Source organism: Sphingomonas albertensis (genome assembly GCF_014358075.1).
Lineage (GTDB): Bacteria > Pseudomonadota > Alphaproteobacteria > Sphingomonadales > Sphingomonadaceae > Sphingomonas > Sphingomonas albertensis.
Genome location: NZ_JACONT010000007.1, coordinates 29,433 through 50,310 on the forward strand (window position 1 = coordinate 29,433; position 20,878 = coordinate 50,310).

The window sequence follows — 20,878 nt, forward strand, 5'->3', positions numbered from 1 at the left end:
TCTTCGCATGAGCGGGCCGAAACTGTTCGAGCCGCTCAAGGTCGGCAACCTCACGCTCGCGAACCGGATCGTGATCGCGCCGATGTGCCAGTATTCCGCGGAAAACGGCTGCATGAACGACTGGCACCAGATCCATCTCGGTCAGCTCGCGCTGTCGGGCGCGGCGCTGCTGACGATCGAGGCGAGCGCGGTGCTGCCCGAGGGGCGGATCACGCATGGCGATGTCGGGCTGTACGACGATGCGACCGAGGCGGCGATGGCGGGGGTGATCGAGAGCGTGCGGCACTGGTCCGACATGCCGATCGCGATCCAGTTGTCGCATGCCGGACGCAAGGCGTCGTGCGAGGTTCCCTGGAAGGGTGGACTCCAGATCGCACCGGGCGCGCCGAACGGGTGGCAGACCGAGGGACCGTCGACGGTGCCGTTCCTGCCAGAGGAGAACGCACCGGTCGCGCTCGATGCCGAAGGACTGGCGCGGGTGCGCGATGCGTTCGTGGCGGCGACGGTGCGCGCGGCGCGGCTCGGGATCGATGCGATCCAGTTGCACGCGGCGCATGGCTATCTGTTGCACGAATTCCTGTCGCCGCTGTCGAACCGGCGCGAGGATGAGTATGGCGGCAGTCTCGAAAACCGGATGCGGTTTCCGCTCGAGGTATTCGATGCGGTTCGGGCGGCGTTTCCGGCCGAGCGCGCGGTGACGATGCGGGTGTCGGGGACCGACTGGGCCGAGGGTGGCTGGGATTCAGAGCAGACGGTGGCGTTCGCCAAGGCGCTCGAGGCGCGTGGGTGCAGTGCGATCCACGTCTCGAGCGGGGGCACGACGCCGGCGCAGCAGATCCCGGTCGGACCGAGTTACCAGGTGCCGCTTGCGCGGGCGGTGAAGCAGGCGGTGTCGATCCCGGTCGTCGCGGTGGGGCTGATCACCGAGTTCGAGCAGGCCGAGGCGATCGTCGGGACCGGCGATGCGGACATGATCGCGCTGGCCCGGACGATTTTGTATGATCCGCGCTGGCCGTGGCACGCGGCGGCGCACCTTGGGGGGAAGGTGAAGGGGCCGAACCAGTATCTGCGCTCGCAGCCGCGGCAGTTTAAGGATTTGTTCGAAGGGTAGAGGCGCTCTTGCGATCCTCCCCCGCCAGGGGGAGGTGGCGCGGAGCGACGGGGGGGAGGACACGGACCAGAGGTTTCACCTTCCTCCCCCTCCGTCAGGCTACGCCTGCCACCTTCCCCTAGCGGGGGAGGATCGTTCGGTTCCGTGAGGCTGACGGTTAGGGGCGAGGCTTACCCCGCGACGGTCATCACCGATCCGGAGTCCACGCGGATATCCGCGCCGTTGATGAAGCTCGCCCGCTCCGAGCACAGGAACACGATCGCCGAGGCGACCTCTTCCGCCGTGCCGCGGCGCTTTAGCGTCATGCCCGGCCGCTCTTCCTCGAAAAACGTCTCGATCGCCTCGTCGAAGCTCACGCCCTTCTCGTCGGCGCGCTTCTGCATCATCTTGTCGGTCATCGGCGTGGCGATGAACGCCGGCGACACGGTGTTCACCAGCACATTGTCGCAACCGTAAGCCTTCGACAGCCCCTTCGACAGGCTGGAGATGCCCGCCTTCGACGCGCAATAGGCGAGTTCGTCGACATAGGGCTGTACCGCATCCTCCGAGCTCATCAGCACGATGCGGCCCCATTTGGCGGCGCGCATCGCCGGGATCGCCTCGCGGCAGACGCGGACAGCGCCCATCAGGTTGATGTCGATCGTCGACTGCCAGCCGGCATCGTCAACATCGAGGAAGTCTCCGGTCGCTCCGGTCACGCCCGCGCAATTGACCAGAATGTCCGGCTCGCCGAGCTGCTCGCGAACCTTGGCGAACAACGCCTTCACGTCGTCGAGCTTGGTCAGGTCCGCCTCGACCGCGATCACTTCGCCGTGCGCCTTCAGATCTTCGACACTGGCGTCGAGGTCGCCGCCGGGTTGGTCGGTGATCGCGACGCGGACGCCTTCCTGGAGCAGCATCCGGGCGGTTTCCTTGCCCATGCCGCTGTCCGCGCCGGTGATGAGCGCGATCTTGCCTGTGATATCGAGGTTCATGCTGTCGTCCTTAGGTCAGTGAAAAAGGTCATGCCCATTCCCGCGGACCGTCGCTGTCGAGCGCACGGTCGAGGTAGAAGGCCGCGCTGATCAGCGCCAAGTGGCTGAAGCCTTGCGGGAAATTACCGAGGAAGCTGCCGTCCTGCGCGATCTCTTCGGCGAACAGGCCGAGATGGTTGCCGTGCGCGAGCAGCTTCTCGAAGTTCAGCCGCGCCTCGTCGAGCCGTCCGGCCCGCGCGAGGCATTCGACATACCAGAACGAGCAGGCGACGAACGTCCCCTCCTGCCCCGGCAGGCCGTCGTCGATCCGGTAGCGATAGACTTGCCCGTCGTCGGACAGGTCCTCGCCGATAGCCTCCAACGTCGCGAGCCATTTGGGATCGGTCGCGCCGACGAAGCGGACCAGCGGCATCATCAGCAACGCGCCGTCGACCGCCAGATCCTCCGGCGCATCGCCGATCGCGCGGACGAAGCGGCCGAGATCCTCGTTCCAGAAGTTCGCCCAGATATCGTCGTGGATCGCCGTCCGCGCCTCCGACCAGCGGACCAGCGGCGCGGGCAGCGAGCGCTTCTGCGCGAGCCGCACCGCGCGGTCGACCGCGACCCAGCTCATCAGCCGCGAATGGAGATAATGCTTCTTCGGCCCGCGGACCTCCCATATTCCCGAGTCGGGCGTGTCCCACGTCTCGCAGACCTGATCGACGATCCGCGAAATCGCCACCCAGGAATCATGTGCGATTGGCTCACCATACTTACTGCCGAGATAGGTCGCGTCGAGCAGCGCGCCGTAGATATCGTGCTGCGTCTGGTCCTTCGCCTCGTTGCCGACGACGATCGGCGTCGCGCCCTCGAATCCGGCGAGGTCGAGCTTGCGTTCGTCGGCGATCTCGCCGCCGTCGAGCGCGTACATGACGCCGAGATGGCCCTTCGAACACGCCTGCGCGCGGTCCATCGCCCAATGGAGGAAACCGACCGCTTCGCCCTGATAACCCAGTCGCAGCAAGGCGTAGACGGTGAACGAGGAGTCACGGATCCACGTCGCGCGGTAATCCCAGTTGCGGACGCCGCCATGCGCTTCGGGCAGGCCGAACGTCGCGGCGGCGGCGATCGAGCCGTGCTTGCGTGAGGTGAGCAGTTTCAGTGCCATCGCCGAGCGCTCGACGGTCTCGCGCCAGCGGCCGCGGTAGCGCGACTTACGGCTCCAGGTCCGCCAATAGTTCATGTCCTTCTCGACGATAGCGTCGAGCGCATCGGTGTCGAGCGAGACGTCGTCGGGGTTGCTGAGGATCAGCGAGACGGTGTCGCCTTCGTTGAGGTGGATCTTGGCAGTCAGGTCGCAACCGTCCGCGACGAGCTTCGCGGCACCGTGAACCGCGAGCGCGAGGCCGCTTTCGTGGTCGAACCGCCCGCGCGATACGTCCGCCTCCGACGTCGTGACGGAGGCCGTGCGGCCCATCACGCCGTAGTCAAACCGCGGGGCGCACCGGACGCGGACCGTCGCCGACCCGCGCGTGCAGGTCATCCGACGGACCAGCCGCGACGGCGCGTCATCGGCATCGTTGCCGACGGGCATGAGGTCGACCAGATCGACGCTCGCCGCGTTCGCCATCCAGCGAGTCAGCAGGATGTTGGTCTCGGGCAGGTACATCTGGACGATGTTCGCGCCGGGGAGGTCCGGCTCGACCGAGAAATGCCCGCCTTTGTCGCCATCGAGCAGTCGTGCGAAGACCGAGGCACTGTCGAGGCACGGCCAGCAGAGATAGTCGATCGTGCCGGCCGTATCGACCAGCGCGATCGTCTCCAGATTGCCAATCGCGCCGTGGTCCGCGATCGATATGCCGTGCTTATCCATTATCGCGGAAACCTGGATACAGGCTCATGCCGCCGTCGATCGTCAGCGTCGAGCCGACGATATAGTCCGCCGCATCCGACACGAGGAACAGCGCCGCGCGGGCGACATCTTCCGGGTGGCCAATCCGGCCGTAGGGGATGAGTTCGAGCAGCTTGTCCTGATCGGCGGTCGCGTCCTCGTTGATCTCGGTCGCGATCGCGCCGGGGGCGATGCCGTTCACGCGGATGCGGTCGCCGGCGATTTCCTGCGCGAGCGTGCGCATCAGCATCCCGCTGCCGCCCTTCGACGCGGCGTAATTGGCGTGGCCTGCCCAGGGGATCACCTCGTGCACCGAACTCATGAACAGGATCTTCCCGATCGCTCGGCTGACGCCGCGGTCGCCCTGCTTGCGGAACCGGCGCACCGCCTCGCGCGAGACCAGGAACTGGCCGGTCAGGTTGACGTCGATGACGCGCTTCCAGTCCTCCAGAGTCAGGTCGGCATAGGCCGCGTCCTTCTGCATGCCTGCGTTGGCGAAGACGATGTCGACGCCGCCGTACCGTTCGACCGTCTCGTCGAACAACTTGAGGACCGCCGCCTCGTCGGACGTGTCGGCCTCGCACGCAAAGGCCTCGCCGCCCGCCTGCTCGATCGCCTCGACCACTTCGCGCGCCTTGTCCGCGCTGCTGTTGTAGTTGACCGCGACTTTCGCGCCGGCCTTGGCAAAGGCGATGGCGGACGCGCGGCCGAGCCCTGAACTCGCGCCGGTGACGATCGCGGCCTGGCCTGTCAGGTCGATGTGCATGGCTGCTCCTTCGCTTGGGAGTTTCACTGGGGGCATCGCCGCTCAACGCGCCTCACGGTCAGTTTCTCCAAGGCTCCACGAACCGTTCGGCAATCGCGCTGATCTGCATCAAGCGTCCGATTTCGGTGCAACTCTTACGGCCCGCCACGCGCTGTGGGTCCTGAGAAGCTACGAGGACGGCACATGACCAAGACCATCGCCAAGGATACCGGAACGCCACCGAAAGGTGCCACGTTCGAAACGCAGATCGGCGAAGGCGGCGAACTGCACCAGATCGCCAGCGGCGAAGGCGCCGTATTGACGACGCAGCAGGGCATCCCGATTGCCGACGACCAGAATTCGCTGAAAGTCGGCGATCGCGGGCCGACGTTGCTCGAGGATTTCCACTTCCGCGAGAAGATCTTCCATTTCGACCATGAGCGTATCCCGGAGCGCGTCGTTCATGCTCGCGGTTATGGCGCGCACGGCACGTTCACGCTGACCGAGAGCCTGGAAGAATTCACCAGCGCCGGCATCCTGACAGAAGTCGGCGAGCAGACGCCGATGTTCCTCCGTTTTTCGACGGTGGCGGGCAACAAGGGTTCGGCCGATCTGGCGCGCGACGTGCGTGGCTTCGCGGTGAAGTTCTATACCAAGGAAGGCAATTGGGACGTCGTCGGCAATAACATCCCGGTGTTCTTTATCCAGGACGCGATAAAGTTCCCCGACCTCATCCATGCCGCCAAGCAGGAGCCCGACCGCGGCTTCCCGCAGGCACAGACCGCGCATGACAATTTCTGGGACTTCATCAGCCTGACCCCGGAATCGATGCACATGGTCATGTGGATCATGTCCGACCGCACCATCCCGCGCGGCTTCCGCTTCGTCGAGGGCTTCGGCGTGCATACGTTCCGCCTCGTCAATGCCGAGGGCAAGGGCACCTACGTCAAGTTCCACTTCAAGCCGAAGCTGGGGCTCCAGTCGGTCGCGTGGAACGAAGCGGTCAAGATCAACGGTGCGGATCCCGACTTCCATCGTCGCGACCTGTGGGATGCGATCGACCAGGGCAACTTCCCCGAGTGGGACATGGGCGTGCAGTTGTTCGACGACGAGTTCGCCGACAATTTCGAGTTCGACGTGCTCGATGCGACCAAGGTCATTCCCGAGGAGCAGATCCCGGTCCGTATAATCGGCAGTTTCAAGCTCGATCGTCTGGTGGATAATTTCTTCGCCGAAACCGAGCAGGTCGCGTTCTGCACGCAGAACATCGTGCCGGGGATCGGCTTCACCAACGATCCATTGCTGCAGGGGCGCAACTTCTCGTATCTCGATACGCAGCTGAAGCGCCTCGGCAGCACCAACTTCACGCATATCCCGATCAATGCGCCGAAGATCCCGGTGAACAACTACCAGCAGGACGGTCACATGGCGATGCATGCCCGCAAGGGTCGTGCGAACTATGAGCCGAACAGCTGGGCCGGCACGCCGCGCGAGAGCCCATCGAAGGGCTATAAGCACTTTCCGTCGCAGGAGACGGGACGCAAGGCGCAGGTGCGCTCGGCAACGTTCGCCGATCACTATAGCCAGGCGCGGCAGTTCTTCATCAGCCAGACCGAGATCGAGCAGAAGCACATCGGCGATGCGCTGACATTCGAGCTGTCGAAGGTCGAGCGGGTCGATATCCGCGAACTGATGGTCGGGCACCTGCTCAACATCGACGAGAAGCTCGCGAAGACGGTCGCGACCGGTCTCGGCTTCAAGGCAATGCCGCCAAAGGCCAAGGCTGCGGTCGAGCCGCGGACCGACCTGCCCGCTTCGGACGCGCTCAGCATCCTGAAGAACACCAGCGGCAGCTTCGAGGGTCGCAAGCTCGGCATCCTCGTCACCGACGGGGCACCGGCGGCGATCGTGCAGGCCCTGGTCGATGGGATCGTCGCGGCGAAGGCCACGTACGAGATCATCGCCCCGAAGGTCGCTGGCGCATCGCTCGACGACGGGACGCTCGCGGAGGGCAAGCAGAAGATCGATGGCGCGCCGTCGGTACTCTACGATGCCGTCGCGATCGTCGTGTCGGCGGATGGGGCGAAGAAGCTCGGCAAGGACAAGACCGCCAAGGACTTCGTCAGCGACGCGTTCGGGCATGCCAAGTTCATCGGCTTCAACGCCGATGCGAAGCCGTTCCTCGAAAAGGCCGGCATCGAGGACGAGGACATGGACGACGGCGTGATCGCGCTGGGCGGCAAGGGCGATGTGGACACGTTCCTCAAGACGCTCGGCAAGCTGCGCATCTGGGATCGCGAACTGAACGTCGACCTCGACGCTCCCGCGTTCGAAGACCCCGAGGCGGCTTGATCGCTTCGATAAAGCCCAAGACATCGCCACCGTACGCTCAGCGTTCGGTGGCGGTGGCCATTCCCGTCAAGAACGAAGACCAGTATCTGGGCGGATGCCTCGACGCGCTGGATCGTGCGGCGGGGCGCTACGGAGGCAAGGTTGTCATCGTCGCAATGGCGAACGATTGTACCGATGGGACGATCGAGATTTTGAAAACCTGGCGGCCGAGCCATGCAACGCTTGCATGGTCGGCCGTTTCGCTTTTGCCGGGGGCACGACATGCCGGCTGGGCCCGGCGCCTTGCGCTCGATGCAGGCGCGAACCTGCTGACCCATCATACCGATTTGCTGCTGTCGACCGACGCGGACACGAACGTCGCGGCCGACTGGATCGTACGGATCGTCGCGCATATCGATGCGGGTAACGATGCCGTGGCCGGACGTGCGCTGACGCTCAAGGCGGATCGCGCGTCGCTGGGTGCCACGGCACGGCGACGGCTGGACCAGCTCGGGCGCTATTACACCGCGCTCGATTATCTTCGCGCTCGCGCCGAGACGGAGGCGCACGATCCCTGGCCTCGCCATTTCTACGAAGGCGGCGCGAGCATCGCCGTCACGCACGCGATGTATCGGCGGATCGGCGGGGCGCCGACGCCGTCGGTGGCAGAGGATCGTGCCCTGTTCGACCGCATCCGCGCGCATGGCGGCCAGGTGCGTCACCCGCTGAACGTGCGCGTGTTCACGTCCTGCCGGGTCTCGGGTCGCGCGCCGGGCGGCATGGCCGATGCCGTGGCGCGGTGGATCGATCAGCCGATCGACGCGCCCTTGCACGAAACCTACGCGGTGGTGGCGGCGCTCAACCCCGCCGTCGCCAGTCCGCACGACCAGTTGAGCTTCGCAACTTTGCCCGCGGCGATCCGGGAAGCGCAGTCGCTGATCCGCCTAACCCGCACCTTCGAGTCGCCAGAGATCAAGCCGGTACGCCTCGTGCCGGTCGCTGCGAACGACCGTGACGCGATCGTCCAGCGCAGCGTGCAGTTCGGCAACGGCCTCGTCCCCGCTTTTGGGATAATCGGTCTCGCCGATCCAGTGGACCAGCATCACATACCCGCCTGACGCCACTGCGCCGCGCAGATAGCCTGCGAGCCGGACGATGTCGACGCTATCCCAGTAATAGACGACCTCCGACAGCATCACGAGATCGAAAATCCCCTGCGGCGCGTCGCCGGGCAGGCGACGCTGCTCGATCGTTACGTTCGGCTGATCCGCGCACCGCGCACGCGCCGAGGCCAGTGCGGTCGGTGAGACGTCGACCGACAGCAACGCGTCGCACCGCGAACCAAGCTGAGCTGTCAGCACACCATTCGCGCACCCGACTTCCAGCGCATTGGCGAACCGCGGCTGGGGCAAGGCGGCGAGCGTCTCGGCGTATTTGGCCGCCTCGTACGCGCTGGTCTCGAAGTCCCAAGGATCGCCCTTGTCCTTGTAGAGCGCCTCGAAATAGTCGGGGGCGATCGAGTGTTCACGACGCACGGGGGATCTCCAGCAATAGGGTTGTGGGCCGATCGAGCAGACGGAGCATCCTGTCGGGGAGGCGGAAGTTCTCGGCGGCACCGACGATACGCCCGCCCCGCTGGCTGCGGTGGCATGCCATCGCGCGGCGTTGTTGCGGCTTGCCCGCCGCCGTGCCGATCGACACGACGCGGCGACTGCGGACACGCTCGGCTACGTCCGCGACGGTCCAGCCCCAGACGAGATAGTGATACAGGCGAACCGCTATGCGCCGCGCGACGGCATCGGCGAGGGCTGCGGCGGCCTCGTGATCGCAGTGGGGCTCGCCATCCCACGTTATCGCGATCCGGCGGATATCGCGGGCGCGACACCAGGCTGCCAAGCGATCCGCGGTGCGTTCGAAGAGCGGGTCGCCGGGTTTTGGGGGGGCTGCATCGGGCCAGTCGAGATGCAGCGGGGCCTCTCCGTCCAGCAGGCGCAACGCCGCGGCGGCTTCGGTGCGGCGTAACCCGGCGATGCGCGTGCGGCTCCAACCCGGTGCGTCCGGGTGCGATCCGGCGCCATCGGTCACGAATGCGGTATGCGCGCGTCCCCCGCTGGCAGCGATCGCCGCGATCAGCGCGCCACAGCCGAGCGTCTCGTCATCGGGATGCGGCGCGAGGATCAACCACGGGCCTTGCGCTGCGGCAGCCTTGGCCGACATCGGTCGGGCGCGACGGAAGAGCGTGCTCCAGGCGCGATGGCCCGGCGCTACCACCACCGATCGTCGCCCCAGCAATCCTCCTCCAGCCACGCTGCCGCCGCCCGGTCGCGCGCCTGATCCGGAACCGGCTGGCGCAAATACAGCCCAAGATCACGGGTGATCCGGTCGATCCGGCTGGCGGCGAAGAACGACGCGGTACCGACCGAGCGCGCCGCCGCCTCCATCGTCTTCAGCCCCGCCTCCTCGACGATGCCGCGGGTCATCAGCACGAACGGGATCGCCTCGGTCGCCTGCGCCTCCGCCAGATGCGCGGCGCGGCGTACCCAGAGGCCAGCGCTGCGCGTCTCGGTGAGACAGGCGGCAAACCGCGCACGCTGGATTGCGTCATCGCCCTTGCCGGTCGCGACGAGGTGATCGCGCAGATGCCGGACCAGCGCCTCGACCGCGCCGAGTTGGACCGCGGTGAACCGCCATGCACCGGCACTGAACCGCGGTTCGGTCTCGTACACGTCGGGCGCACCGATCATGCCCTCGGGACCGATCGGCATGTCGGAGAAATCGAACAGGCCGCTGCACGTGCCACGCATGCCACGCACCTGCCACCCGCTATTGTCCGCGCGTGCGGTTTCGCCGGCGATTCTGACGAGCACGAGTTGCTTGCCGCCGCTCGCGTCGCGCGCGGTCACCAGGATGCGGTCGAGATGCCCCGCCCCGGTCGCGAAACTCTTGCGGCCTTGAAGCCGCCAGCGACCGTCGCCATCCTGCCGGATCGACAGACCGGGCTGCGGCTCGGTGTTCCAGACCCCATAGACGCGACCGGCCTCGAGATCGCTCTCCAGAGTCCGCCGCTGGGCATCGTCGCCATAGGCCGACACCAGCTGCGCCGCGTTCACATGCCCCTCGAACACGCGACCGAGGCTGAGATCGGCGCCACCGATGGCGCGCAATACGTCGACCAGCGCGTCGGTCCGTTCGGGTGACGAGACGTCGACGAAACCGGCAAGCGCGCCCACCTCGTGCAGCGCGGCGACGCGCTCGGCGGGAAACACCTCGTCTCCGTTGGTGCGATCCCAGTCGGCGGCCAGCGCGCGGACCGCCTCCAACGTCGTCCAGCCTTGTGGATGTGCGGGCGATCGTGCCGGTGATGTCATGGCCAGTGGATCAATCCCCGCGCGCTGCGAACCATGCGATACGGCCGCTGTGCCAGTAGAACGCCGGAACGCCGCGAGCGTTGCGTGTCTGGGCCACGGCGACGGTTAACCAGATCCAAATTCGCCCAAAACCTTTGGTTAACGCTTGGCCGGCATAGTCACGCGATCGGAAGGGATCGGATCGATGGCACAGAAACAGGATATCTTCGCGCTGGTCGGCAAGCGGATGTGCGCGTCGCCGCGGCATGGCGATCTCGCTACCGGGTATGACGTACCACCGATCGCGGACTTGATCCGCCGGATCGACCGTGCGCTGCTGGAACGCCGCGCGGCCTGAACGTCTAGTCGTCCGCGCCGGCCATGCCGATCGCGGAGGCATACATCTGCGCCGCGCGCTGCTCCCGCGGATCCTTGAAGGCACGCGTCGGATCGGGCGCATCGCCGGTCGCGCGTAATACCGCCCATAACGCGAACCGCCGGCCGGGCTCACGCTCGGTGCCGAACGCCAGCGACACACGCTCGCGTCCCGCTTCCAGCGCCTCGGGGCTGAGCGTGTCGATGTCGGTCGTGCCGAAGAAGTGGTGCGAAATCGCGTCTAGGTCCATGCGATCAGCCTAGCGGACCGCCCGCCCCCCGCGCAATCGGGTGCGGCGACGCGGCGGCGTATCGCAACGGTTGCGATCCCGCCGCTCTCCGCTTAGACGCCGTCGTCCGGCTCGTCCGAGCGCCGGTACGGAAGAGTGTCCGAGTGGTTTAAGGAACTGGTCTTGAAAACCAGCGATGGGGTAACTCATCCGTGGGTTCGAATCCCACCTCTTCCGCCAGCACCCGTCGATGACGAGTCAGTTCGCCTTGTTCGGCGGGATCACGGGCATCGGTAGCGGCGCGACGGGTACGCCTTCCTCGACAAGGGCCTTGGCTTCGGCGAGGCTTGCCTGGCCGTGGATGGTGGCATGTTTCTCTTCGCCGAGATGCATGGCGCGGGCGCGATCGGCAAAGGCGGTGCCGACCCATTCCGAGGACTCCAGCGCCTTCGCCTGTTGCTTGGCGATCAGTGTCATCGCGGCCTTCACCATTGCCGGACTGGGCGGCGACGGTCTGGCGTTGCCCTTGGACGGGATCGAGGGCGCCATCGGTGCCTTGATGACGTCGCCGTCGTCGCAGAGCGGGCAGCGGACATGCCCGGCGGCGCGTTGCGATTCATAGGCGTCGCTCGAGGCGAACCATGCCTCGAACACGTGCTCGCCGCCGCATTTGAGGTCGAAGACGATCATGCCACGGTCGTAACGGGAGGAATATCCCGACGATGCGCGATGGCCGGAATGCGCGCGCGGACCTGCTCGACCCGTTCCAGATCGATCTCCGCGAACCCCAGTCCAGCTGACTCGCCCATGTCGAGGATCACCTCGCCCCATGGATCGACGACGAGCGAATGGCCGTATGTCTCGCGCCCGTCCTGATGCACGCCGGTCTGTGCCGCCGCGATGACAAACGCGCCTGCCTCGATCGCGCGTGCGCGCAGCAGGACATGCCAGTGTGCGGCGCCGGTCGGTCGGGTGAAGGCGGCGGGAACGGAGAGCATCGTCGCGCCGGCATTGCTCAGCGCCCGGTAGAGATCGGCGAAGCGGAGGTCGTAGCAGATCGACGCACCCAACCGGCCGGCGGGCGTATCGACGACGACCGCCGTCTCGCCGCCGACATAAGCCGCGGACTCCCGCCAGCTTTCCCCCGTCGGAAGGTCGACGTCGAACAGGTGCAGCTTATCGTAGCGGGCACGGATCGCACCGGCAGGATCGATGACGAACCCACGATTGGCGAACTTGCCATCCGGGCGGCGGACCGCGAGCGAGCCGAGGTGCACCCAGACGCCGGCGTTCGCGGCGGCGACACGCACCGCCGCCAGCACGGGATCGGCGTCTTCGGTGACGATCGACGCCGCACCCCGCGTACGATCGCGGTCGATCAGCCCCGACATCTCGGGGGTGAACAGCATCGCTGCGCTGGCCGCTCCAGCTTCACCGATCGCATCGACCAATGTTTCGGCGTTGACGGCGGGATCGATCCCGCTCGTCATCTGGAGAACGCCGATCCTGGTCATCAGGCGAGGAGAGGGTCGAGACCACCCTTGGCGTCGAGCGCGGCGAGATCGTCGGACCCACCGATATGCTTGCCGTCGATAAAGACCTGCGGCATCGTGTTGCGACCGCCCGACCGCTCGACCATCTCGGCCTTTTTCGGGCCACCCATGGTGACATCGAACTGCTCGGGTTCGACACCCTTCGATGCGAGGAGTTTCAGCGCGCGCGTGCAGTACGGGCAGAACGCTTTGGTGTAGATTTCGACTTTAGCCATGCAGGCGGAGGTGTGGTTTCGCCCTGCGCTTGTCAATCGTCCGGCGACGAGAGGACGCGGGCCCAGCATAGAATCGTCACCGATCGCGCTCCTGCCTTCAACAGCGCGCGCGTGCACGCGTCGGCGGTCGCGCCGCTGGTGTAGACGTCGTCGACCAGCGCGATCGCCCTGCCCCGCACGCGATCGGGCGCGGTCACGCCGAACGCGCCGGCCACGGCCTTTGCACGCTGCCGACCGCCCAGGCCGCGGAGCAGGATGGTGCGGCGCGTGCGGATCAGGACGTTGCGATCGTGGCGCACGCCCGACAACAGCGCGACGGCGTCGGCGATCAACGCGGCCTGGTTGAAACCGCGCGACCAGATCCGCCAGCGGTGCAGCGGCACGGCGACGAGCAGGTCGGTGTCGGGGGGCAGCAATCGCCGCATCTGTCGTGCCATCGTCTCGGCAAAGGCGATCCGGCCGCCATATTTCAACCGCAGCGCCAGCGTGCGCGCGATCGGCCCGTAAGCGACGGCAGCGCGGACGCCGGCGTGACGCGGCGGTGCGGCGAGGCAGGCCGCGCAGCACGCGCCCTCGCCGCGATCGAACGCGAAGGGTCGGTTGCAGCTCGCACACCATGGCGGACCGAGAAACCGCAGCGCGGTCCAGCAGATCGCGCAGAACCGGTGATCCTCCGCGACGGGCACGCCGCAACCGGGGCAGCGCGGTGGCAGGGCGAACCCGACGATGTGACGGAAAGGGTCGCGTATCCTCATGCAGACCTCCCGCCACGCGACCCGCGTTCTACCTCAGAGCTTGTCGGCGCGGCGCGACCACGGCACAAGCGCAGACGTGTCCGATATCGTTTCAGAAAATACGGCCCCCGAAATCTTCGACCGGGCCGCCCGCCGCCTGCGCCGCGACAGGGCTGCGCCCGGTTATGCCGAGCATGATTTCCTGCGTGCGACGATGCTCGACGGCATCGCCGAACGCCTCGACGCGGTGACGCGGGATTTCGCGGACGTTCTCGATCTCGGCTGTTTCGACGGACGTTTCGTCGCCCCACCGGGTTCCCGCGTCGCGCGCTGCGATCCGGGATATGCCTTTGCCGCGCGGTCGGGCGGCGTGCAGGCGGACGAGGATCGGCTGCCCTTCGCCGATTCCTCGTTCGATCTGGTGGTGAGCGCGGGCGTACTCGATCAGGTCGCCGACCTGCCGGGTGCGCTGGCGCTGATCCGCCGCGTGCTGCGTCCCGATGGCCTGTTCCTCGGCGCGTTCGTCGGCGCGGGGAGCCTGCCGGCGCTGCGCACTGCGCTTCGGACCGCGGAGGGCGATCGCCCGGCCGCACGGCTCCATCCGCAGATCGACGTGCGATCCGCCGGTGACCTGCTCATGCGCGCCGGGTTCGCGTTGCCGGTCGCCGACGTCGAGACGCTCGATGTCGGCTACCGCGATCTCGGCCGGCTGTTCGGCGACCTTCGTGGCATGGCGGCCGGCAATATCCTGGCGCAGCGCCAGCCGCTGACGTCGGCGGTGGTCGGACGGACGTTCGCCGCCTTTGCCGAGGCAGCGGATGCGGGCGGCCGCACGCACGAGACGTTCCGGATCGTCTTCCTGACCGGCTGGTCGCCCGATCCTTCGCAGCCAAAGCCAGCGCGGCGTGGCAGCGCGACCGCGTCGCTGGGCGACGCGCTGAAGCCCCGCACCTGAGAGGCTAGTCGATCATCCCGTCGCCGGCGGCATCGCGGGCGAGGATGGCACCCATCGCGTCGAACAATGCATCCATCGCGACGGGCTTGAATATCACGTCGTCGGCGCCCGCGACCATGCACCGTTCGCGTAGGTCCGGGGCGATGTCGGCGGTCACTACGATGATCGGAACCTTCGCCTTCGCGTCGGGTCGGGCGCGGATATGTTCGATCGCGGTGATGCCGTCCATGCCGGGCATCCGCAGGTCCACCAGGACCATCACGAAATCCTGCTCGTCGAGGATCTCCAGGCCACGTTCGGCGCTCTCGGCCTCGACCATCGTCACGCCCGCGACATCGAGCATGTCCTTGACAACACGCCGATTCATCCGGTCGTCTTCGATGAACAGAACGTTCACTTCCGCCCCCTCGGAGGGTCACGCAGCGGAGGTAAAATCGGCATCATATCGCAGCATCTACGCGTCAAGCAGCGTGCGATACAAGGTTCGGATTTGCATTTTTATTTGAAACTGATCCATGTAATAAACGTGTGACGAGTTCCCCGCCGCTGACCGGTCTGGAGATCACCTGGGTGATGCCGGTCGCGAGCAATTCCTGCCGCTCCGCGTCAGCCGAAACTGGCCACAACAACGACGTTTCCGCCCCCGACTGGAGCGCGGCCGCGGCGATCCGCGACAGCGCCGCGTGCGGATCCGCACAGGCTCGAATCGTCATGTCATCGATCAACACGCGTACCACGTCACCGCCCTCCAGACGTGCGACCGCGTCCTCGACGGACGCCGCGAAGGCGGTCGCCCCGAAATCGGGCGCAAGCAGCGTCTTGAACATGCTGCGCGTGATCGGATTGCGGTCAACGACCAGCGTCACAGCGTCGACGTCCGGCGCGACCTGCTCGGCCGGCATGACCGGCTCGGGCGCGGCGTTCGGCGCGCGAACCACCGGCAGGACGAGGGTGAAGGTCGCCCCCTGCCCCACGATGCTGCTCACCGAGACGTCGCCGCCCATCGCGCGCGCCAAGTTGCGGCAGATCGCGAGGCCAAGCCCGGTTCCACCGAACTGCCGCGTCGTCCCGGCATCCGCCTGACGGAACGACTCGAAGATATCCTCCAGTTTGTCGGCGGGGATGCCGATGCCGGAATCGGTTACGGCGACATGGAGGCGGTCGCTCTTGTCGACTTCGATGCGCAACGTCACGCGGCCGGACTTGGTGAACTTCAGCGCGTTGGAGAGGAGATTGAAGACGATCTGTCGCACCCGCGCGGCGTCGCCCATGATCATCGCCGGACATCCGCCGAGCTCGATCGCGAACGACAATCCCTTTGCCCGAGCCTGATCCTCCCACATGCGGGCGGCATCCGTGATCGTCCCGCAGACGTCGAACGGTGCCGATTCGATCGCCAGGTTTCCCGTCTCCATCTTGGCGACGTCGAGGATATCGTCGACCAGCGCGCGCATCCTGACGCCGGCATCATGCACCACGCCGATCCGTTCGCGCAGCGCGGGCTCGATCCGCTCATCGGCAAGCATGACCTCGCTCATGCCCAGGATGCCGTTCAACGGCGTCCGGATCTCGTGGCTGGTCGTGGCCAGGAACTCGGTCTTGGCCGCCAGCGCCTTGCCCAGCGCGTCGTTGGTCACGGCGAGATCGTCATTGGCCGCGCGGACCTGATCACGGCTGCGACGGAGCGTGACGATGCCGAATGCGAGCAACGCGATGACGATCGCGACTGCGGCCGAGGCGCCCAGGAATACGTAGCGCTGCGTCTGCGCCCGCGCCCGCTCGAACGCGATGCTGCGTTGCAATTCGCTGGCCTTGAGCTGGCTGATCTTCAGTTCCTGGTTCGCAAAATCGAACCGCGCCGCCATCAGCGCAGTCTTGGTACTGGTCGCGAGCTTGGTCGCGTTGTCGTCGAGCCGCTTGAGCGCTTGGAGATGCACCAGTGCGGCTTTGTAGTCGTCTACCGTCCGAAACACGTCGTACGCCGTCTGGTGAAAGTCCTTGTAGACCAGACCTGTCTTGCTCGCATCAACTCCGACCAGCGCTTCGGTTATGAGGTCCAGTGCTCGTTTCGGCTGGCCACGTAACAAAGCCGACTGCGCAGCGGATGCGATCAGCTTCGCACGCTGTCCTCCTATGTCTTTGTCTGTCGCAAGCTTGAGCCCGGCATCGATCGCTGCATCCGCCGCATCCAATTTTCCAGCAGACAAACGCGACCGGGCGATATTATTGAATATTCGCGCCTGAAGAGATTTACCTCCGACCTTCCTCGCGAAATCCAGAGACTTTATGTATTGTTCGGCAGCGGCGTCATACTGCCCCAGCTCGCTAAGCACGACGCCGCGGTTATTGTATATCGATATCGACAGATTGGGATCCGCCGCGTATATCTCCAATGCTTGTTTTGAGTATCTGAGAGCCGCCACTTGATCTAACGCGTCGTTGTAGATCATGGAAATCAAAAGTAACGCCATTGCTTGACCGCGAGCATCGCGCAGGCGGGAATATATCCGGTACGCCCCCTGATAGTCCTGCAAAGCATTGCCGGCGCGTCCCTGATCACTATCGACGCCGCCCCTCGAAACAAGGATGTCCGCGTGAAGCTTGCCGTACGGAACGAGCTTTACGACCAGTTTCAACGCCTCATTAATCGGCGCGTCTGCCTGTGAAGATTTGTTAGCCCTTAGAAAGGACTCGGCCTGAAGCCATTTTGACGTCGCGACCGCCATTCCCTGCGATTTCGGATCTAGAATTTTCTTTGCTTGCACTTCGGCAGCACGCGCCTTGGCACCTGCCAGATCGGGATCGATCAACATAGCAGCTTTCGCATCCGCTATGGTGACCTCGTAATTGTTGGCTTTGCTATTGGATTCCCCCGACTGCGCGGCGGCCGCCCCCGAAATGGATATTCCGGCAATCATCAAAAGCGCAAAGGCTAAACCGCGGGGGGACATCATGGATCTCAGGCGCGCTTCCACACGGTCGCAAGTCGATTAAGCGGAGCGCGCGCATTTGCCGCGATTGCCAAATGCTTGCCCTCGTCGAGGAAGTGAATCAGCGCATCGATATTGATCGGTCGACTGATGAGAAAACCTTGGATCATATCGCAACCCATGACCGATAACAGCGCCATAGCGGCTTGCGTCTCTACGCCCTCGGCAACGACTTCCATCTCGAGCGCGTGCGCAAGATCGATCGTCGATCGAACGATCAGCGGATCGCGGTTGGAACTGGTCAGTTGCGTAACGAAGAGTTTATCGATTTTGAGTTCGCGTGCGGGCAGTTGCTTCAGATAGGCGAGTGAAGAAAGTCCTGCACCGTAGTCATCGATTGCGATAACGATACCGATCGCAGCAAACACTTTCAAATTGGCGATCGCGCTTTCGGGATCACGTATCACCGACGTCTCGGTGATTTCGAAGCCAAGTTGCGCGCCACTATTCTCAACCAGCGCACATGCGCGTCGAACGAACCGCTCGTCCGCCAAAAGCACACCTGCGATATTGATGAAAATTCGGAGATCATGGCCTTGCTCGGCCAATATCTTCTGATCCTGAATCGATCGCCGGATCGTCCAGAGTGTCAGCGCAACGATATCCCGCGACTCCTCGGCAATGGGAATAAAATCGCTTGGCAGCACCAACCCTCGAGTTGGATGCGTCCATCGGACAAGTGCTTCCACACTCGTGATTTCCTGCCGACGGAGATGCACCTTCGGCTGATACTGGAGGAAGAGTTCCTCATTTTCGATCGCTCGGGTAAGGTCACGCCCCAACTCGGCTCGATCGATCGCCGCGGAATCACCAGCGACGTCGCGCGCCACTGCAACGTGCTCGGTGCGTGCGTCACGAAGTGCTTTCTCAGCCTCCTCGAGAAGATGCACTTCGTCGCGATGGCCGTCGGCGGCGGCCGCGCCGAGTTGGAGGCAAACCATATACGATTCGCCGTCAAGATCGAACGGCAACTCGAATGCGACTTCGATCGCGGTCAACGCAAGGTCGAGCGCGAGCCTCGCATCGCTTTCAAAGGCGATCTCGGCAATGTCACGACCCGCAATAACGGTTCGCGCCTCAGGAAGCGCACTGGCAATCCGCGCCGCGACGTCGACAATCAGCGTGTCCGCACGCGGTTTACCGACATGTCGTCGCAAGACCGCGAAGTTCGCGATCTCCGCCAGGACTACAAACCGCCAACCCCCTTGAAGAACTGAAGAAAGTACGTCTCGCGTCAGTTCTGATCGAACCTCGGAACCAGCCTGGCTGCTGCCCGGCCGCGCCATACGCTCGAATTGCGACTGCGGAAATTCCTTCATGCGACCCGGAATATCCGCGGACGCATAAAGATACCCTTAAGCCCAGGGAGTGCTAACCATCATTCGTGGTTAACGAACTCTAAAAATAATTGTTTAACGTTTTGTTATCCACTATACCGGCTCCACACCCTAGCGGGTGTTTACAAGGGAGCATAAAAATGCTGAATTTCCTCATCTCGCTCGTTTATGACAACATTCGCCCCTGGTGAATGACTTCGTCGGCCCGGGTATCGTTGGTGCATTGAATAAAGATGCCTATTGATAGTCGGGCCGAAACTTGGCTCGATTCGGCAGATCGCCGATGATTGTCGCGCAACATCCCATGCCATTATCGGTGCTTGATAAGTTGCGGGTTTTCGCAATTGAAGCATGGTCGACATAGGCGGTTCCGAGACTGCCAAGGGCTTTTATTCTGGTGCGCTACGTTAACCGTGATCAGCCTGAAGTTCGATCTTCGACAACCACTGATACCGTTGCGCCGCATGCGCACGACGGGTCGGTTTGGCTACGCGAGTCACCTCTCGTTGCCCCGCTTGATATGCCGCTGGTACCTACACTTCACGAAGGACCGCTTAGCATAGGAGCCGATCAGTGCGCTTCGGTTAGCTCTGTCTGAATTGCCCGAACCCGCACCGTGTTCGAGAACACCATCGCGTCGTCGATCGAGCCAAACTTCAGCGCCATCAGGTCCAGTGCGTAGTTCTGGTTTAGTTTCCACGGTTTGCGCTCTCCCTGGGTTGGCAGGGCGGCGGCGGCGCGCTGGACGTAGCCGGAGGTGAAGTCGAGGAACGCCTCGCTCTTCATCGTCGGGTCGTCGTTGCGCGGCGTCGCCTGGCGCAGGCCGCGCTTCTTCATCGTGTTGAGCAAGCGGCAGACATACACCGCGGTCAGGTCGGCCTTCAGTGTCCACGACGCGTTGGTGTAGCCGAAGGTCGAGGACAGGTTCGGCACGCCGTCGAACATCATGCCCTTGTACTGGAGCCGCCCGGCGAGTTCGATCGGCTGGCCGTCGAGGCTGAACGCGACTCCGCTCATCAATTGCAGTTCGAGGCCGGTGGCGGTGACGATCACGTCCGCGGGCAGGTCCTTCCCCGAATCGAGGTGGATGCCGTCAGGCGTGATCCGTGCGATCGTGTCGGTGACGATCGAGGCGGTGCCGGCGTTGATCGCGGTGAACAGGTCGCCGTCCGGCACCAGGCAGACGCGCTGGTCCCACGGGTTGTAGCGCGGGGTAAAGTGCGTCGCGACGTCATAGTCGGGGCCGAGTTGATCGCGGACCATGCCGATCATCCGCTCCTTCACCTTGGCCGGCTTCTTCCGCGCCAGACGATAGAAGACCATGCCCATCAGCACGTTCTTCCACCGTGTGATGCCGTAGGCGGCCTTGGCCGGCAGCTTGCCGCGCAGCCAGTTCGCTACGCCATCCTCGCCCGGGCGCGCGACGATGTAGGTCGGCGAGCGCTGGAGCATCGTCACGTGCGCGGCAGTCGTCGCCATCGTCGGCACGAGCGTCACCGCGGTTGCGCCGCTGCCGATCACGACCACCCGCTTGCCGCTATAGTCGAGGTCCTCGGGCCAGAATTGCGGGTGGACGATCTGTCCGGCAAAACTTTCCGCGCCCTCGAACTCGGGGGAATAGGCCTTGGCGTAATTGTAATAGCCAACGCACATCGAGAGGAAGTTGCAGGTCAGCGTTACCGGACCGTCGGGGCCGGTCGCTTCGACCGTCCAGCGCGCGTCCTCGGTCGACCACGCAGCCGACTTGACGTGGTGCCCGTAGCGGATCTTTCGGTCGATTCCGTACGCTTGCGCCGTTTCCTCGACATAGGCGCGGATCGAGGGGCCGTCGGCGATCGACTTAGCCGCCGTCCAGGGGTGGAAGACGAACCCCAGCGTGTGCATGTCCGAATCGGAACGGATGCCGGGATAGCGGAACAGGTCCCACGTCCCGCCCATCGACTGCCGCCCCTCGAGGATCATGTATGTCCGGTCGGGGCAGCGCGTCTGGAGGTGGTAGCCGGTGCCGATCCCGGAAATGCCGGCGCCCACCACGATCACGTCGACATGCTCGGTCATGCTGCATCCCCTCGCCCCGGCGTTACGCCGTAGGTTTCATAACCGAACCTATC

19 protein-coding genes, 1 tRNA gene and 1 pseudogene are annotated in these 20,878 nt (G+C 64.7%); 6 read left to right on the forward strand and 15 right to left on the reverse strand.

Going from position 1 to position 20,878, the window contains the following annotated elements:
• The first annotated feature begins 7 nt into the window (after window positions 1-7).
• Window positions 8-1,111, forward strand: a complete 1,104-nt coding sequence (locus tag H8S47_RS05010; protein WP_187502820.1) for an NADH:flavin oxidoreductase/NADH oxidase — start codon at window positions 8-10, stop codon at window positions 1,109-1,111.
• Window positions 1,112-1,281: 170 nt separating this feature from the next.
• Here H8S47_RS05010 and H8S47_RS05015 read toward each other — a convergent pair whose 3' ends face one another.
• The 3 genes from H8S47_RS05015 to H8S47_RS05025 are packed head-to-tail and all read right to left on the reverse strand — an operon-like array spanning window position 1,282 to window position 4,721.
• Complete coding sequence (locus H8S47_RS05015) at window positions 1,282-2,085, reverse strand: SDR family NAD(P)-dependent oxidoreductase (protein ID WP_187502821.1); 804 nt, start codon at window positions 2,083-2,085, stop codon at window positions 1,282-1,284.
• Window positions 2,086-2,113: 28 nt separating this feature from the next.
• On the reverse strand, window positions 2,114-3,937 hold the full coding sequence (locus H8S47_RS05020; RefSeq protein ID WP_187502822.1) for a glycoside hydrolase family 15 protein: 1,824 nt from the start codon (window positions 3,935-3,937) through the stop codon (window positions 2,114-2,116).
• The gene (locus H8S47_RS05025; RefSeq protein ID WP_187502823.1) at window positions 3,930-4,721 is read right to left on the reverse strand and encodes a glucose 1-dehydrogenase; all 792 of its coding nucleotides are present in this window, start codon (window positions 4,719-4,721) and stop codon (window positions 3,930-3,932) included. The genes H8S47_RS05020 and H8S47_RS05025 overlap by 8 nt, the downstream gene beginning before the upstream one ends.
• Window positions 4,722-4,904: 183 nt before the next feature.
• On the opposite strand from H8S47_RS05025, the gene H8S47_RS05030 reads away from it, so the two are divergent.
• Complete coding sequence (locus H8S47_RS05030) at window positions 4,905-7,052, forward strand: catalase (RefSeq protein ID WP_187502824.1); 2,148 nt, start codon at window positions 4,905-4,907, stop codon at window positions 7,050-7,052.
• Between the two features lie 53 nt (window positions 7,053-7,105).
• Window positions 7,106-7,465 (forward strand): annotated as a pseudogene (locus tag H8S47_RS19190) (glycosyltransferase); the annotation flags it as partial.
• A gap of 510 nt (window positions 7,466-7,975) precedes the next feature.
• Here H8S47_RS19190 and H8S47_RS19120 read toward each other — a convergent pair.
• From H8S47_RS19120 to H8S47_RS05045, 3 genes are read right to left on the reverse strand one after another with little or no spacing between them, the layout of a single operon-like run.
• Complete coding sequence (locus tag H8S47_RS19120; RefSeq protein ID WP_187502825.1) at window positions 7,976-8,566, reverse strand: class I SAM-dependent DNA methyltransferase; 591 nt, start codon at window positions 8,564-8,566, stop codon at window positions 7,976-7,978.
• Entirely contained in the window at window positions 8,556-9,248 is a 693-nt protein-coding gene (locus H8S47_RS05040; protein WP_187502826.1) for a PIG-L deacetylase family protein, read from the reverse strand. Before H8S47_RS05040 ends, H8S47_RS19120 begins: the two co-directional genes overlap by 11 nt.
• A gap of 47 nt (window positions 9,249-9,295) precedes the next feature.
• Window positions 9,296-10,399: an acyl-CoA dehydrogenase family protein gene (locus H8S47_RS05045; protein ID WP_187502827.1), complete on the reverse strand. Its 1,104-nt coding sequence runs from the start codon at window positions 10,397-10,399 to the stop codon at window positions 9,296-9,298.
• A gap of 184 nt (window positions 10,400-10,583) precedes the next feature.
• Between H8S47_RS05045 and H8S47_RS05050 the strand changes: the two genes are divergently transcribed.
• Window positions 10,584-10,736: a hypothetical protein gene (locus H8S47_RS05050; RefSeq protein ID WP_187502828.1), complete on the forward strand. Its 153-nt coding sequence runs from the start codon at window positions 10,584-10,586 to the stop codon at window positions 10,734-10,736.
• Between the two features lie 4 nt (window positions 10,737-10,740).
• Here the strand turns inward: H8S47_RS05050 and H8S47_RS05055 are convergent, their stop codons facing one another.
• Complete coding sequence (locus H8S47_RS05055; RefSeq protein ID WP_187502829.1) at window positions 10,741-11,004, reverse strand: hypothetical protein; 264 nt, start codon at window positions 11,002-11,004, stop codon at window positions 10,741-10,743.
• Between the two features lie 129 nt (window positions 11,005-11,133).
• Here H8S47_RS05055 and H8S47_RS05060 point away from each other — a divergent pair.
• Window positions 11,134-11,223 (forward strand) — tRNA-Ser (locus H8S47_RS05060).
• A gap of 18 nt (window positions 11,224-11,241) precedes the next feature.
• On the opposite strand, the gene H8S47_RS05065 is transcribed toward H8S47_RS05060, so the two are convergent.
• Genes H8S47_RS05065 through H8S47_RS05080 form a run of 4 tightly spaced genes read right to left on the reverse strand, consistent with a single transcriptional unit; the run spans window position 11,242 to window position 13,506 of the window.
• The gene (locus H8S47_RS05065) at window positions 11,242-11,673 is read right to left on the reverse strand and encodes a DUF1178 family protein (RefSeq protein WP_187502830.1); all 432 of its coding nucleotides are present in this window, start codon (window positions 11,671-11,673) and stop codon (window positions 11,242-11,244) included.
• Window positions 11,670-12,497, reverse strand: coding sequence for a carbon-nitrogen hydrolase family protein (locus H8S47_RS05070; protein ID WP_187502831.1), 828 nt, complete (start codon window positions 12,495-12,497; stop codon window positions 11,670-11,672). The genes H8S47_RS05065 and H8S47_RS05070 overlap by 4 nt, the downstream gene beginning before the upstream one ends.
• Complete coding sequence (gene grxC / locus H8S47_RS05075; RefSeq protein WP_187502832.1) at window positions 12,497-12,751, reverse strand: glutaredoxin 3; 255 nt, start codon at window positions 12,749-12,751, stop codon at window positions 12,497-12,499. Before grxC ends, H8S47_RS05070 begins: the two co-directional genes overlap by 1 nt.
• Before the next feature lie 32 nt (window positions 12,752-12,783).
• Window positions 12,784-13,506, reverse strand: coding sequence for a ComF family protein (locus H8S47_RS05080; protein ID WP_187502833.1), 723 nt, complete (start codon window positions 13,504-13,506; stop codon window positions 12,784-12,786).
• Between the two features lie 40 nt (window positions 13,507-13,546).
• Between H8S47_RS05080 and H8S47_RS05085 the strand changes: the two genes are divergently transcribed.
• Window positions 13,547-14,440 carry a class I SAM-dependent methyltransferase gene (locus H8S47_RS05085; RefSeq protein WP_235982617.1) on the forward strand — a complete coding sequence of 298 codons (894 nt, stop codon included), beginning with the start codon at window positions 13,547-13,549 and terminating at the stop codon, window positions 14,438-14,440.
• 4 nt (window positions 14,441-14,444) lie between these two features.
• Here the strand turns inward: H8S47_RS05085 and H8S47_RS05090 are convergent, their stop codons facing one another.
• From H8S47_RS05090 to H8S47_RS05105, 4 genes are all read right to left on the reverse strand, one after another.
• Window positions 14,445-14,837, reverse strand: a complete 393-nt coding sequence (locus H8S47_RS05090) for a response regulator (protein ID WP_187502835.1) — start codon at window positions 14,835-14,837, stop codon at window positions 14,445-14,447.
• A 64-nt stretch (window positions 14,838-14,901) separates the two neighbouring features.
• Window positions 14,902-17,394 (reverse strand): ATP-binding protein, encoded by a 2,493-nt coding sequence (locus H8S47_RS05095; RefSeq protein WP_187502836.1) that lies wholly within the window; start codon window positions 17,392-17,394, stop codon window positions 14,902-14,904.
• Between the two features lie 5 nt (window positions 17,395-17,399).
• Window positions 17,400-18,749, reverse strand: coding sequence for an EAL domain-containing protein (locus tag H8S47_RS05100; RefSeq protein ID WP_235982613.1), 1,350 nt, complete (start codon window positions 18,747-18,749; stop codon window positions 17,400-17,402).
• A gap of 588 nt (window positions 18,750-19,337) precedes the next feature.
• Entirely contained in the window at window positions 19,338-20,825 is a 1,488-nt protein-coding gene (locus H8S47_RS05105) for a flavin-containing monooxygenase (RefSeq protein ID WP_187502837.1), read from the reverse strand.
• Window positions 20,826-20,878 lie beyond the last annotated feature (53 nt).

What these genes read in the sequence shown, in the direction of transcription:
- H8S47_RS05020 (WP_187502822.1), bottom strand. Translation starts at nt 3,937, where the DNA reads ATGGATAAGCACGGCATATCGATCGCGGACCACGGCGCGATTGGCAAT.
- H8S47_RS05030 (WP_187502824.1), top strand. Translation starts at nt 4,905, where the DNA reads ATGACCAAGACCATCGCCAAGGATACCGGAACGCCACCGAAAGGTGCC.
- H8S47_RS05095 (WP_187502836.1), bottom strand. Translation starts at nt 17,394, where the DNA reads ATGATGTCCCCCCGCGGTTTAGCCTTTGCGCTTTTGATGATTGCCGGA.
- H8S47_RS05015 (WP_187502821.1), bottom strand. Translation starts at nt 2,085, where the DNA reads ATGAACCTCGATATCACAGGCAAGATCGCGCTCATCACCGGCGCGGAC.
- H8S47_RS05065 (WP_187502830.1), bottom strand. Translation starts at nt 11,673, where the DNA reads ATGATCGTCTTCGACCTCAAATGCGGCGGCGAGCACGTGTTCGAGGCA.
- H8S47_RS05050 (WP_187502828.1), top strand. Translation starts at nt 10,584, where the DNA reads ATGGCACAGAAACAGGATATCTTCGCGCTGGTCGGCAAGCGGATGTGC.
- H8S47_RS05040 (WP_187502826.1), bottom strand. Translation starts at nt 9,248, where the DNA reads ATGTCGGCCAAGGCTGCCGCAGCGCAAGGCCCGTGGTTGATCCTCGCG.
- H8S47_RS05010 (WP_187502820.1), top strand. Translation starts at nt 8, where the DNA reads ATGAGCGGGCCGAAACTGTTCGAGCCGCTCAAGGTCGGCAACCTCACG.
- grxC (WP_187502832.1), bottom strand. Translation starts at nt 12,751, where the DNA reads ATGGCTAAAGTCGAAATCTACACCAAAGCGTTCTGCCCGTACTGCACG.
- H8S47_RS05100 (WP_235982613.1), bottom strand. Translation starts at nt 18,749, where the DNA reads ATGAAGGAATTTCCGCAGTCGCAATTCGAGCGTATGGCGCGGCCGGGC.
- H8S47_RS05025 (WP_187502823.1), bottom strand. Translation starts at nt 4,721, where the DNA reads ATGCACATCGACCTGACAGGCCAGGCCGCGATCGTCACCGGCGCGAGT.
- H8S47_RS05055 (WP_187502829.1), bottom strand. Translation starts at nt 11,004, where the DNA reads ATGGACCTAGACGCGATTTCGCACCACTTCTTCGGCACGACCGACATC.
- H8S47_RS05070 (WP_187502831.1), bottom strand. Translation starts at nt 12,497, where the DNA reads ATGACCAGGATCGGCGTTCTCCAGATGACGAGCGGGATCGATCCCGCC.
- H8S47_RS05080 (WP_187502833.1), bottom strand. Translation starts at nt 13,506, where the DNA reads ATGAGGATACGCGACCCTTTCCGTCACATCGTCGGGTTCGCCCTGCCA.
- H8S47_RS05045 (WP_187502827.1), bottom strand. Translation starts at nt 10,399, where the DNA reads ATGACATCACCGGCACGATCGCCCGCACATCCACAAGGCTGGACGACG.
- H8S47_RS05105 (WP_187502837.1), bottom strand. Translation starts at nt 20,825, where the DNA reads ATGACCGAGCATGTCGACGTGATCGTGGTGGGCGCCGGCATTTCCGGG.